The following is a 13306-nucleotide window of genomic DNA, read 5'->3' as shown; positions in this document are numbered from 1 at the left end:
CCTTAGTAGCGGTCATAATCCGGGTTGGAACCAGTGTTGTCCGGTGGACCGTAGCGGCGCGGCTGGCGTTGTTGATAATTCATATCATGCTGATGCAATTCGCCGGTAAGCGGGTTATAGCGACGGTTGTAATCCGGATCTGAATTGTCGTCGCCGTCGTAGCCATAGCTTAATGAGCCGGCCATGTTGCCATAGTTCTCGCCGCGGCGATGCGGGTAGTGGTCAGGACGGTAGTCGGCATCGAAGTTGCTGGCGGTACGGTGGCTGTAATAATCACCATATTGCTGGTTGCCGCTGCGCTCATTTCTGTTAGGCTCGTTGTAGCCTGAGCGGTTGTTGCGCATACCTGCACTGCCTCCGTAGCGGCCACCGAAGTCGTTGTAATTATCCTGTCGTAAACTGCTACCTGGGTTGCTTTGCTGGTATTGGTGCTCGGTATAACCATCGTTGTCCTGCAGGTTTCGGCTGCGGCGGTATACATAATCGCCTCCCTGGTTGTCGTTGTAAGGGTCGCGACCGCTGTTTCCCATGTCTCCCTGGCGGGAGTGGTTGTAGGTGCTGTAATGTCCGTCTTCATCTAAACGGTAAGCACCTCTGTATCTCGATTCATCCAGAAGACGGCCGTCGCGTCTGCGCTCATCGTCTCTGTCCTGCCAGTTATCATATCTGTTCATCGTTTTATCTTGATTAGTGTACACTCTATTAACGCACAATCGGGTTGGGAGTTTACCCTGTTCCTTTAACCCAAAGCGGGGGCATGCCCGTAAACAGTAGCTGGATTATGTACGAAATAAAACGCAACGCTATGAGAAACAACAGAGAAGGAAACCGCGACGAACGTAACATGGAGCCACGCTGGGCGCACAGTCACCACCATGGCGAAAACTCAGACCGCGGCAACTACACCGTAGATTCACGCTTCAACAGCGGCTATGGTGCGCAGGAAGATGATTACTACGATACCAGGTCTTTCAACACCAACATTGACCAAGAGTATGGCTCCCGGCAGGGCCGATTCCAGCCGGGCGGCGCGCAGTACAGCGGTGAGAATTTTACAGGCCAGCGCCGCAGCAGAAACGACAATCCCTATGGCATGAGCTATGTGCCCAACGACGATTACAACTCAGGCCGTCACTACGATGCGCAGGCCGACTACAGCAACCGTGACTACGATGACCTGCGCCGTCCGGGCACCTCATGGACACGCTCTGGCCAGTATGATGAGTCCTTTGGGCATGATGTAGGACGCAGCAGAAGAGGTTCTGAAAGTTTTCAGGGACACGCTTCCATGGGCGACTACGAATCTTACCGCCGCTACGAGATGAACAATCCGGCTTATGATAACGACTACAGCGGGGGCTTTGCAGGACGTAACCATACCGAGGGACGTGATCATTTTGGCGAAGACAGCTACTACAGTAACCTGAACCGCTGGGGACAGGAAAACCGGCCGCAACGTCGCTCCGAAGACCGCCACAACCGACATTAATCTGTAAAACCAAACAGCCGCAGCAGAGTGCTCTGCTGCGGCTGTCATTTTAAAATATAAAGCAATGAGAGATTTCAGAGATTATTACGAAGACGACTTTAACCGGCAATACGAACAAGAGTATCCGCGCCAGCAGCACTACCAAAATGAGCGCCGCGACTGGAACAGAAGACCTGAAGACGAAGGTGCCGGCCGTCAGTATCGTGCAAGGTATAACGAGTCTGGTATGCGGGAAGGCAATTACCGTGGCAACATGGAAGATTACTACAACACCACGTATGACACCAACAACTACAGTGGCGTGCCCCGCCATGATGAGTACGGACTACCGCACGGCACCGAAAATGACTTGGGAAGGGTAAGTCGCGGCAATCCGCAGTTTTATAACCCGGACAGTTTTGAGCGGACCCGTTACCGCTACAGCACAGGGTATAACCCAAACTACGATAACCCGGAGGAGGGCGACCTGTACCGTAACTTCGATAGCCGGGGCAACCATGGTTACCGCCACGACGCCTCGTATGGCAACGCCGATGAGTTTCGTGATTTCGGAGATGACCACTATGGCTCCCGCGACCAAGGTGGCCAGCGCTACTAACATGCTACCCAGGAAATGATTACACGCCATTGTATACTTTTTGTAACTATTGCGTATAAGTGACTATACATTAGTATTGAATTTCCATCTGAGAAAGGCCACAGCGTAACAGCTGTGGTTTTTTTCATTTTTTATGAAATTTTCAAAATTGTATTAAATTTCTTTAGATTGATAAAATTTTACGTTTACAATTGACTTATATGCATGTCTTAAAGTCTTTATTGCTCGGAGCCATCACGTTGATCGTTATACTGGGCGTCATTTCCATCAGCTTGCCACGCCAGATCCATTTGCAGCGTGACATCATTATTAATGCGCCAGCTGAAGTGGCTTTTGAGCAACTAAGCGACGTACGAAACTGGCCTAAATGGCTGCCCGGATACCAGATCGATTCAGGAAAGTCGGCCAGGTTTGCCGGTACACACGTAGGAGCCCGCTATAATTGGACAAGCCAGCGGCGGGGAATCGGAGAAAGTATTGTCACGATTGTAGCTGCAGAGCCTCCAAGCCGACTCGTCACAAATCTCGAATTTGAAAAAGCAAATAAAGCGCACAGCACTTTTGTATTGGAAGAGACAGATGAAGGCACTAAACTTACCTGGCATTTTGAGCAGTACACCGGCGATAACCCCATCCGGAAGTTTTCAGGTTTGCTGATTGACAGTACCATAGGAGAGGAGTTTGAGGACGGACTAGCAAATATCAAGAAAGAAGTAGAGTCGAAATATGTACTGACCGACAATTAGCCATACATCAAATATCCAAAGTCAAGAATTTCAAGGTATAGCCTAAAGAAGCTATACCTTTTTTAATGCCTATTATTCCTCTTTTTTGGGGATGATAGTGATTTTTCCGTCTTTTTCCAGAATGGCGTATTTGATCTGGTCGAGGCGTTGTAGCCCCTGCAGCTCCCTAGCCGATTCCAGGATATCCGCTTCGTCTACCCGCACCTTCTTCAGCCGGTCGTGCAGCAACTTGCCGTCGTCGAGAATAATAACCGGTACTCCGTCCAGCACCTTCCCAAAGTGTTTGAATTTCTGTTTCAGAAGCGAAAGACTGATGTCGGCCAGCAAAAGCGTAATGATCATCACAAATCCGCTCATGATGGAGTGGTCTTCGCCAACAAGCGCCTGTTCCGCCGTTTCAGCAATAATGAGCAAGAGCACAAAGTCGAATACCGTGGCCTCGTATAAGGTTCTTTTGCCGCTAACCCTGAAAATGATCAACAGGAACACATATAAAACCAACGCTCTGATAACGGTTTCCATAGTGTAAACTTAAGGGTATATGAATTGTGTGATGGCTACCTTTTTTTTGTCTGTAGCGATGTGTAGGGGCAGAGAGCCTATACCTTTGGGGGTCAGATAGAAGGTAACTGAAAATGGCTGATTGGCAGTGGTAAAGCGGTACGTGATGCCCTGTTCGTGTGTGTATACCTCTGAAGGTTCTGGTACAATATTGTCTACTTCAATATCCTCGTAAAATTTTTTGTTGAAGTGCAGTTCTGTGAGCGAGTTGTCGGTGGAAGGGGCCAGGTTCACTTTAATTTCTGCAGGAGCGGTGCGTCTCAAAAAGCGTTCATATTCCACTTCGAGTCCTTGTGCGGCGTCACCGGCTTTTAAGTGCTGGAGTTTGGCAATGCCACCATCGCCGGTAAACCCAAGCAAAGCGGCAACGACTACAAGTGCCATGATAACCCAGGCGAACCGCTGGACTTTCCAGTTGGCGCTTTCCAGTTGAATATCCTCGTCTATCTCGAGTTCACCCCTGTGTTTTTTCACGGCTATACCTTACGTTCGTTTTCGTAGGTATATAACGCTCGGGCAAATTTATGGTTTTGCTACGCTATCGGGGCTGGCAATTTCAGGATAGGCTTCTGTTTTAAAATCGGCCACCTTCTTATAAAGTTTCCCTTTTTCGGCGAGCGATGACAGAAAAAGCGTGACCTTGGAGGCGTTGAAGTGATTGGACAAATCGGCCAGCAGATCAGGTATACCGTCGCGGTCCAGGTCACCGACCCAAAGGAGCACATAGATGGCACTCTCAAAGTTTTCGTCAGAAGCCAGTTCCTGCGAAATCCTGCGTCCGTTTTTGGTACCTGAGATAATCCACTTGTAGTTTTCCACCGCGTATGAAGCAGAATCAGCTTGCCGTATGCTGTCTCCGCTGGCCGCCAGGGTATAGGTCTTGCCTTTATACCTGAGGTCGATGGCGGTGTTGGGCAGAATCACTTGACTGGGGTAACCCACGGTATCTACTTCACTTGTTTGCAGTTTGGCTATACCTGTCACGAAAAGGAGGGTGTTCGGGTATTCACCCCGCACTTCACGGCCCGATTGTACCTGCCGGCCTTTGTCAAATACCGGATCGAAAAAAGTGGTGACCTGCAGGCGGCTGGGCTGTAACCGGAAAACGCTGTCGTGCTGCACCAGCGCCATCCAAGGCTTATTTTCAGCGCCCTGCCATACCTCGTGTTTATGGAAACGCCCTTCGATCATAACTTTGGCAGTTGTGCCGGGTTCGGGGCTGAGGTTGGTCGTGTCGGGGGTATAGTGCTGCAACTCATCATCGGCAGGCAACTTTGCTGAGTCAGGCGCCTGCACCAGACTACTGTCTGTTTCGAGCAAATGCGTATGATCCGTTTTGTTGTCCTGCGACTGATCAGGAGAATTGTTGCAGGCCGCCATGCTCAGCGCTAAAAACAGGATCGCAGGTATACGCATTGTGGTAAGGTATCAGGATAGAAGAAAACGAATATAGCGAAAATATCTTTTGGTCGGACAAAAAAAGCAGGAAGGCCGGCCAACGCCAACCTTCCTGCTCTGCTTGCTATACCTGGCCTGGCTGACTACAACTGCTTGTAAAGTCTGTCTTTGAGGCCGGCAGAAGCCTCCACCAACGGAAGACGCACCGCGCCACCGCATACGCCGAAACGCTCCAGTAAAGCCTTTACGCCCACCGGATTACTTTCTTCATACATCATCGGGTTGATGTCCACGAAATCGAAAAGCAGGTCAGATGCTTCTTTGAACTGATTAGATAAGCCCAGGCGAACCATGTTGCTGAATTTCTCAGGGAAGGCATTGGCCAGCACGGAGATCACACCCACGGCACCGAAAGCGATCATCGGCAGCGTAAGCATATCGTCTCCGCTGATCAGCAAAAAGTCGGCTGGCTTGTGCTTGGCAATGTACATGCACTGTTCCAGGTTGCCGGAAGCTTCTTTAATGCCGATGATGTTCTTATGTGCCGCTAATCGTACTGTAGTTTCAGGGGACATATTGCTACCCGTGCGGCCCGGCACATTGTACAGGATCACCGGCACAGGGCAGGTGTCGGCTATCTGGGTATAGTGCTGGATAATACCCTGCTGTGAAGGCTTGTTGTAGTAGGGACTCACTGAAAGCACGGCAGCTATACCTTCCAGATCCGTTTTCTGGATCGCATCGAGTACCTCCCGCGTGTTGTTGCCTCCCAGACCGTATACCAATGGCACCCGCCCATTGACATGCTTCTTAACGAAAGCCAGAATTGCGGTTTTTTCTTCAGTTGTGGTTGTTACCGATTCACCTGTGGTGCCGTTTACCACCAAATACTCCACACCGCCCTCTATGGTGAAATCGAGCAGCTGGCGCAGCCCATTGTAGTCCACGTCCTGGTTGCTTGCAAAAGGCGTTACCAGAGCAACACCTGTTCCTTTAAATGTATCTTGTATCATGCGCTGTTTTTCTAAAGCACGAAGTTCGAATTATGAATCGGGATCTGCAAACAGGAAAACAGGAAACAGTGAGCAGTAATCAATAAACAATTACCAGTAAACATTAAACTAGTGAGGGCAATTAGAATATATTCAAATTATGGCTCACTGTTAACTGATTACTGAATATTATTCTCCTCCACCCAATGCAGGAAGTGGTCTTTGTATACCTCGCCGATCGGGATTTCTTTGTTGCCGATGCGGATGCGGCTTTTTTCGATGCTGTCGATTTTGTGCAGGGCCACGATGAAGGAACGGTGCACACGCATGAACTTTGTCTCCGGTAGTTTTTCCATGGCTTTGTTCATGGATAGGAGCGTGATAATCTTCTGGTCTTTGGTCTGGATGATGATGTAATCCTTTAAACCTTCTATCCAAAGGATGTCGGCAAAGCTTACGCGTACGGTTTTGTAATCGGCTTTCACGAACATGAAATCCTGCTCAGGTGCCTGTGGGGCAGGGGCAGTTACCGGAGCCTCCGGTGATTTGGTGCTGCGCTGCAGACGTTCCTGCGCCTTGTTCACAGCTTTCAGGAAACGGTCAAAAGGGATGGGCTTGAGGAGGTAGTCCACGGCATCGTGGTTGAAGCCCTCGAGTGCGTAATTAGGATAGGCCGTCGTGAAAATGATCAGTGGCTGGTGCTTGAGAATATTCAGAAACTGTAGACCTGTCAGTTCGGGCATCTCGATGTCCAGAAACATCAGGTCGATCTGCTCTTGCTGCAATACCTGCATGGCCTCGGTGGCGCTGGAGCAAGTTTTCACAAGTTGAAGAAAAGGCAATTTGCTCACATAGCTCTCAATTATATCGAGGGCAAGCGGTTCGTCGTCAACGGCAAGGCAGCGGATGGTCATAGGTTTATTTTTTTGGTTGGAAATACAATTTCAGCGAGGCAAAAAATGTATCTTCTTTTTCTTCAAGGTATAGCTCGTGTCGGTGAGGGTATAGCAAGTTAAGGCGTTGCTTCAGGTTTTGCAAACCGATGCCGCCAAAGTCCTTTTTTTTGTGACTGCTGCTGTTATTCACCGTCGAAAACTGCAGCCATTCGTCCGTTACGACCAGGTTGAGCGTAATGCCGACCTCGTTGCGACTCACTAGTCCGTGTTTGAACGCATTTTCGACCAGCGTCATCAGCAGCATCGGAGCGATCTGTTTTCCGGTCAGGTCGCCTTCTGCGTTCAGCCGGATGCTGGTCTGCTCGCGCAGGCGTAATTTCTGCAGGTCGATAAAATTCTGGATGTGCTCTACTTCCTTCTCCAGACCCACCAGCGTGTCGTTACTTTCATACAGCATGTAGCGCATCAGGAGTGAGAGTTTCATGATGGCGTCCGGTGTTTCGGGTGACTGCTTGTAGGCCAGTGAATATATATTGTTGAGCGTGTTAAAAAGAAAATGCGGGTTTACCTGCGACTTCAGGAAGTTCAGTTCAGCGGCCAGTTTCTGATTTTCCAGCTCTTTGTTGCGCCGCTCGTTGCGGATATAGTTGCCGGTTACTTTCAGGGCCGAACTGATAAATACCACGATCAAACCGGCAAGCACATAGTTGAGGATGCGGTCTGATGAGTAGAGCACCGTCATGCCCGGGTTGAACTCCCGGAACACGTAAAAGTCCAGCGGGGAACGTACCAGCGCTACGACCGTGAGCGTAAGCAAAACAACGCCCAGGTAAGCAAAAATCCGGTTTTTTGCCAGAAACTTGGGGATCAGCGCATACCAGTTGAGGTAGAAGATCATCATGGCAAAACTCAGTCCTACCAGCGAGTCAACCGCCTTGTTGAAGGTAAGGCCGCGCTGAAACTGAATGTAGAAGATCCAAGCTCCAAAAAATGCCCAGGCTGCCACGTGTATGGCTAATTTATACCGCTTCTTCATGGTAAATGGTGGTAGGGCTATCAAGTTCAAGGCCGTATCAGGCATGTGTAATAAATACTTATTAAATATCAGTCTTTTGCTGAAGTTAAGCAATATTACCACGCTTCCATATAAACACGTCGCGATACTATACGGAAAGGCAAACACACCCTATCAATTCGTCTTTTTAAAAGATAAAACCTGAAAAGGGAAGAATCGGTTGTTCGTATATCCTTTTCGGCTGTTCGTCTATTTCATTTTTATTTGTCCGATTAAAAGGCTCCATTTGTAGCATAGTTTCCGGCCTTGAAGCTGTGTCGGGAAGGCGGGCCAATGGCCTGTGTCAGAATTTAATTGTTTTATTGTTTGTTTGTAAATTGATAAGCGCCAGCCTTTTGTAGACTGGCGCTTAATTTTTGCAGTATGTTCTGATCAGATACTCACCATACCTAAAAACTCGTCTTCGGAGAGAATTGTGATGCCGAGTTTGTTGGCTTTTTCGAGTTTGGAAGGCCCCATCTTATCGCCGGCTATCAAGTATGAGAGCTTGGCTGAAATAGAGCTGACCACCTTGCCGCCGTGGCTGATGATAATACGCTGTAACTCGTCGCGGCTCACGCTTTCAAACACGCCAGAAATCACGAAGGTTTTGCCCTCCAGCTTGTCACTTTCCATTTCAGGGGCGGTATTTTCACTCTTAAACTGCAGACCCGCAGCTTTCAGGCGCTCGATGAGTTCCTGGTGCTCGGCTCTGCTGAAGTATTGTATGAGTGACTGCGCAATGCGGTCACCGATCTCGTTCACGGCAATCAATTCTTCATACAGGGCACCACGCAGCGCTTCGATATCGGGGAATTGTTCAGCCAGTTTCCTGGCCACGGTACTGCCCACGTAGCGTATACCTAGCGCAAAGAGCACGCGGTCGTAAGGCGTCTGCTTCGATTTTTCCAGACTATTGAGAATGTTGTTGGCCGATTTCTCACCCATGCGCTCCAGATTTACCAGATGCTCAAATTTGAGATCATAAAGATCGGCTACATTGTGCACCAGTCCGGCTTTGTACAACTGCTCAATCGTTTTGGGGCCGAGCTCGTCGATATTCATGGCTTTGCGGGAAATGAAGTGCTCCAGCTTGGCTTGGATCTGCGGCGCACAGCCTTCCTCGTTCGGACAGTAAAAGTTCGCTTCGCCTTCGGTGCGCACCAACTCAGAGCCGCAGGCAGGGCAGTGGCTCGGGTAAATGATCGGCATGGAGTCGGCAGGACGCTGACTGACGTCCACACCCGTGATCTTAGGTATAATCTCGCCCCCTTTCTCTACATGCACAATATCACCCAGGCGCAGGTCGAGACGCTGAATCTCGTTGGCATTGTGTACGGAGGCGCGTTTCACAACGGTTCCGGCCAGCAGCACAGGCTCCATGATGGCCACAGGCGTAACGGCTCCGGTGCGGCCGATCTGGTACTGAATTTCAAGCAGGCGGCTAACAGCGCTCATGGCCGGGTACTTGTAGGCAATCGCCCAGCGCGGACTTTTAGAGGTATAGCCGAGCTCTTCCTGCAAGGTATAGCTGTTCACTTTCACTACCACGCCGTCGGTGGCGATGGGCAGTTCATGGCGTTTCTGTTCCCACTCGTTGATGTAGTCGAGCACGGTATCGATGGAGCTGCATTTACGCCAGGTGTCCGATACCTTAAAACCCCATTTCTGAATAGCCTGCAGACTTTCGGAGTGCGTGTCAAAGGGACTCGAGGAGCTCATGAAACCATAGGAAAAACAACCCAGTTTGCGGCTGGCTACAATCGCCGAGTCCTGCTGCTTGAGCGTGCCGGAGGCAGCGTTGCGCGGATTGGCCAAGAGTTGTTCGCCTGCTTCTTCGCGGTCGGCATTGAGTTGCTCAAACACCTGCAGGGGCAGAAAGACCTCACCACGTACCTCAAAACTGTCCGGGTAATCTTTGCCGTGTACCTGCAGCGGAATGTCCCGGATCGTGCGCACGTTGGCTGTAATATCGTCGCCTCGTGTACCGTCGCCACGGGTAGCGCCCTGCACAAACTCGCCGTTCTCGTAAGTCAGGCTAATGGCCACACCATCAAATTTCTGCTCGCACACGTACTCCACTTCATCGCCCACGATCTTGCGCACGCGCTTGTCAAACTCGCGCAAATCTTCCTCGGAATATGTGTTGCTCAAAGACAGCATCGGGAATTTATGGTATACCGTCTTGAAGCTTTTGGTTACGGTGCCGCCCACGCGCTGGGTAGGGGAGTTGGGCTGGCGCAGTTCCGGGTGCTGCTGCTCCAGTTGCTGCAGGCGTTCGAGCATCATATCAAACTCGTAGTCGGAGACTTCGGAAATGCTGTTCTGGTAGTATTGGTAATTGAGGTAGTTGATGCGTTGGGTGAGCTCCTGAATCTCAGTAGCCGGATCGTGTGCTAAGTCCATAGGATATTTCTGTTTGGTCTGTAAAAATAGAGAACAGGGCGCAGGCTGCCAAGTACCGCCAGCTTTAAAATCTCTTTTGGGCTGAGCGTAATTGGCCAGGTATAAGGTATACAGGATCGTATAAAAAAAGCGGCTGCTCCGGAAAGAACAGCCGCTCAGGTATAGGTATAGCGGAACCGCTTATTTCAGTTTCACGCCGTCGGCTACAAAGCGTAGTTCTTCTCTTGGTTCGGTAATGGCGGCAATCTCCTCGGCTGACTTGCCGGCATCCTCTGCAAAGTGGCGCTGGTCCTCCACCGAAATTATTTCATGCTTGGCCGTACCTGTGAACACCGCCGTTTTACCTGACAGGTCTTCTACGGGCAGGAAAAAACCGTAGTCACGGAAAGTTACTTTCATGGTGCTGCCGTCCTCCAGCTTCACATCCATCCAGCATCCTTTCGACTGACAACTTTCCACGATCTCGGCAGCAACGGTAGCCTGAATGGAATCGTTGCCGCTAACAGCTTGCTGCAATTGCCCGGCTGAAATCACGTTTTCGTCTGTGAATGACGCACCGTATGCATTCGCCTCTGTTTCGGCTACGGCTTCTGAGGCCGTTTCCTGACCTTCGGTGGAGGTGTTCTGTGAGCAGGCCTGCAGCACGGCAGCAGTCAGCAATAATGCAAATAGTTTTTTCATGGAGCTGTTGGGTGTTTTGTAATTGTCAAATATAGAGATTATTGCGTAAGTGCAAAAGCATTGCCATCCGATCCTGCCAAAAAGCAGGTATACACCGTTGAACAGTTAGCGCGCAGCTACAAATTTACTCCAGTGCCCTGTTTTGATACAGCAGAAAGCCTATGTGAAACAGCACGCCCCATTCTTTGGACTGGTCGTTGTAGTAATTCAGGCTGAGGGCGGCCGGGCCAAGTATGCCGTGGTACACTACGGCAGCCGTGGCAGCTACGCCGGTACCCGTTAGTTTCTTTCCATAATAGGCTTGCTGGTCTTCACTTTGCAGGATTGGCCGGTAGGGTTGAAACAAATAGCCTTCTGTGCGAGCCTCAAACCGGGGCGTGATCAGGTATACGTATTGCAGTCCTCCCGCCACAAATTCATGTGCCCGGAAGCGATCCAGAAAAAGGGTGCGGCTATCTGAAAGCGGATGAAAGGCCGGTGCGATGGTGAGGGTAGAGCGGTAATTGCTGAAGAATGGCTGCGTGGAGAACACGCCTTCGAGCCTGTAGCCGAACCGGTGACTGCCATTACCCAGAAAATTCTCATAAAGCAGCCTGCCATAAAACCAGCTGTGATCTGCTGAAAGCGACTGCGATTCGTTGGCTGTTGAGCCTGGGTTGTATTTCTCTGTTGCGCTCACCAAGCGACCAGTCGCCGTAAACATGCGCCCGCCAGACGGGTACTGTTTCCGGTTAAGTCCACCTCGCCTGAAGGTTGCGCTCACGGTCAGACCGCTCGTGCCTGTGCGGTCCAGCGTGTCGGAGCGTTGTATCTCGAGTCGGTTACTATACCTGTCGATATGCTGTGCATAGGCCGTGCTGAGCACCAGCCTGCCTTTGTAGGTATTGGTAAAGCCCAGGTTCAAGGCAAAATTACGGTCGGTCTGTTCTAGTAAGGGCAGATTGTTGCGCTCCAGCAGCAACCCGGTCGTGGAAAGAAAATTCCAGTGATTGTAGGTAAAGGTAGGTTCAATGTAGTAAGGCAGACTGGCTGGCACGTCGATGCGAGTGCGCAATTGGGCACCCTGGTAAAAACGACCTGTCTGAAAGCTTCCGGCAAAGGTATAGAGCTGGCGGCCGAGCACGCTGTACTCCAGCCCGGCGTATATATTATCGATGGGGCGCGAGGCGATCACACCTCCCAGGGCTATTTTTATACCGTCTTCCTTCTTCACGTTCAATAGCAAGTCATAAGCTTTCGCCCTGGCATCGTACCGCATGGAGGGGTACAGATTACGGAAGTTGTCGATGGCAGCCAGACGGAAGTAGCCCGTTTTCACGTCCTGCATGGTATAGCCGTGTTCCTGGGAGCTCCGGAAAAAACGCTCTACAAAGTCCTGCTGATTTTTTTTCAAGCCCTGTATCTCCACGCTGCGGAAGGTATGGGGCTCAAACCCGCTTCTGAAATTCTCCCGCTTTGCACCAAGGTTCTCAGGACTTACCCTGCGTTTTATTTTCTGCAGAATCTGATCCATGTTATCATTCGCCTCTTTATACCCTGCTGCGAAAAGTTCTTCTACATTTTTGAAATCAAGCGAATTGAGGCTGCCCAGGTCAGGCTGCAGGTAAATGTCCTTCTCTGTAAGAGCTGTAGAGTCTGAGTTCGACATCATGGCGTAGAGCAAGGTATAGGCCAGGTCAAAGTCGTCGTTGTCGTAAGGGTACTGGCTGTAGGTTTTAGAAGACACGTTTACCCCAATGATGATATCCGGGTTGAAGTCTTTGCGCGCCACATCCACAGGAAAATTATTGTACAAACCACCGTCAAAGAGCAGGCGCTTTTCTATCCGGATAGGCTTGTAAAAGAGCGGCACCGTAAGTGTGGCTCGCACGGCATCGGCCAACTGACCTTTTCGGAGGATAACCTGCTGCTGCGTGAAAATATCGGCGGCAACGCAGCGGTAAGGTACCATGAGCTTGTCGAAGTTGTAGCCGGCGCGCGCGGCAGGCTGGGAGAGAAGTTGTGCCAGGGCAAAGTTGAGCGAAGCATCATTTACCAGATTGGAGGTAAGCCTGGCCTGAAAAGCGGAGTCGAGTGCTACGTGCAGTTTCAGCAGGGCAGGGTTGGGGTCAGGCGAGGCAAAGTTGTAGGTATAGTTCTGTTCCGGTTTGCCCGTGGCCCATGCCTGAAATGCCTCGGTATGGATCAGGTATTCGATCTCAGCAGGCGAGTAACCGGCCGCATAAAGTGCCCCCACAATACCGCCCATGGAGGTGCCCACAATGTAATCGATCGGGATGTTATTTTCTTCCAGCGCCTTGAGTACGCCCACATGCGCTATACCTTTGGCACCGCCGCCGCTCAGCACAAGGGCCACTTTTTGGGCATAGCTAACCTGCGGACCACTTAGTAGCAGGACCAGAGACAGCAGGTATAGAAGGGTGCTTTTGTATACCTGCATCAGAGTGAACTGGCGGGCAGCCTGCAGTAGGCGCATAGCAATGTG

13 protein-coding genes are annotated in these 13306 nt (G+C 50.6%); 3 read left to right on the top strand and 10 right to left on the bottom strand.

Features of this window, described 5'->3' with window-relative positions:
* Positions 1–2: 2 nt before the first annotated feature.
* Entirely contained in the window at positions 3–674 is a 672-nt protein-coding gene (locus tag K3G39_RS06555) for a hypothetical protein (protein ID WP_220625381.1), read from the bottom strand.
* Between the two features lie 131 nt (positions 675–805).
* Here K3G39_RS06555 and K3G39_RS06550 point away from each other — a divergent pair, with 131 nt between their 5' ends.
* The 3 genes from K3G39_RS06550 (at position 806) to K3G39_RS06540 (ending at position 2833) form a co-directional block, all read left to right on the top strand.
* Positions 806–1489, top strand: coding sequence for a hypothetical protein (locus K3G39_RS06550; protein ID WP_220625380.1), 684 nt, complete (start codon positions 806–808; stop codon positions 1487–1489).
* A gap of 64 nt (positions 1490–1553) precedes the next feature.
* A complete protein-coding gene (locus tag K3G39_RS06545) occupies positions 1554–2087 on the top strand; it encodes a hypothetical protein (RefSeq protein WP_220625379.1) in 534 nt (177 codons plus the stop codon).
* Positions 2088–2287: 200 nt separating this feature from the next.
* Positions 2288–2833 carry an SRPBCC family protein gene (locus K3G39_RS06540; protein ID WP_220625378.1) on the top strand — a complete coding sequence of 182 codons (546 nt, stop codon included), beginning with the start codon at positions 2288–2290 and terminating at the stop codon, positions 2831–2833.
* Between the two features lie 72 nt (positions 2834–2905).
* Here K3G39_RS06540 and K3G39_RS06535 read toward each other — a convergent pair whose 3' ends face one another.
* The 9 genes from K3G39_RS06535 to K3G39_RS06495 form a co-directional block, all read right to left on the bottom strand.
* On the bottom strand, positions 2906–3355 hold the full coding sequence (locus tag K3G39_RS06535) for a DUF421 domain-containing protein (protein WP_220625377.1): 450 nt from the start codon (positions 3353–3355) through the stop codon (positions 2906–2908).
* 9 nt (positions 3356–3364) lie between these two features.
* Complete coding sequence (locus K3G39_RS06530; RefSeq protein WP_220625376.1) at positions 3365–3868, bottom strand: hypothetical protein; 504 nt, start codon at positions 3866–3868, stop codon at positions 3365–3367.
* Positions 3869–3916: 48 nt separating this feature from the next.
* Positions 3917–4810 (bottom strand): hypothetical protein, encoded by an 894-nt coding sequence (locus tag K3G39_RS06525; RefSeq protein WP_220625375.1) that lies wholly within the window; start codon positions 4808–4810, stop codon positions 3917–3919.
* A 125-nt stretch (positions 4811–4935) separates the two neighbouring features.
* The gene (gene dapA / locus K3G39_RS06520) at positions 4936–5805 is read right to left on the bottom strand and encodes a 4-hydroxy-tetrahydrodipicolinate synthase (RefSeq protein WP_220625374.1); all 870 of its coding nucleotides are present in this window, start codon (positions 5803–5805) and stop codon (positions 4936–4938) included.
* A 158-nt stretch (positions 5806–5963) separates the two neighbouring features.
* Positions 5964–6698, bottom strand: coding sequence for a LytTR family DNA-binding domain-containing protein (locus K3G39_RS06515; protein ID WP_220625373.1), 735 nt, complete (start codon positions 6696–6698; stop codon positions 5964–5966).
* 4 nt (positions 6699–6702) lie between these two features.
* Entirely contained in the window at positions 6703–7716 is a 1014-nt protein-coding gene (locus K3G39_RS06510) for a sensor histidine kinase (protein WP_255594078.1), read from the bottom strand.
* A gap of 411 nt (positions 7717–8127) precedes the next feature.
* The gene (gene ligA / locus K3G39_RS06505; protein WP_220625372.1) at positions 8128–10140 is read right to left on the bottom strand and encodes an NAD-dependent DNA ligase LigA; all 2013 of its coding nucleotides are present in this window, start codon (positions 10138–10140) and stop codon (positions 8128–8130) included.
* A gap of 180 nt (positions 10141–10320) precedes the next feature.
* Positions 10321–10821, bottom strand: coding sequence for a DUF4920 domain-containing protein (locus tag K3G39_RS06500; protein ID WP_220625371.1), 501 nt, complete (start codon positions 10819–10821; stop codon positions 10321–10323).
* A gap of 124 nt (positions 10822–10945) precedes the next feature.
* The gene (locus K3G39_RS06495; RefSeq protein WP_220625370.1) at positions 10946–13297 is read right to left on the bottom strand and encodes a patatin-like phospholipase family protein; all 2352 of its coding nucleotides are present in this window, start codon (positions 13295–13297) and stop codon (positions 10946–10948) included.
* Between the last annotated feature and the right edge of the window lie 9 nt (positions 13298–13306).

This window comes from Pontibacter sp. HSC-14F20, assembly GCF_019599265.1.
In the GTDB taxonomy this organism is placed as follows: domain Bacteria; phylum Bacteroidota; class Bacteroidia; order Cytophagales; family Hymenobacteraceae; genus Pontibacter.
The sequence above is the reverse complement of the archived record's forward strand: the minus strand, read 5'-3'. Positions and strand labels throughout refer to the sequence as shown.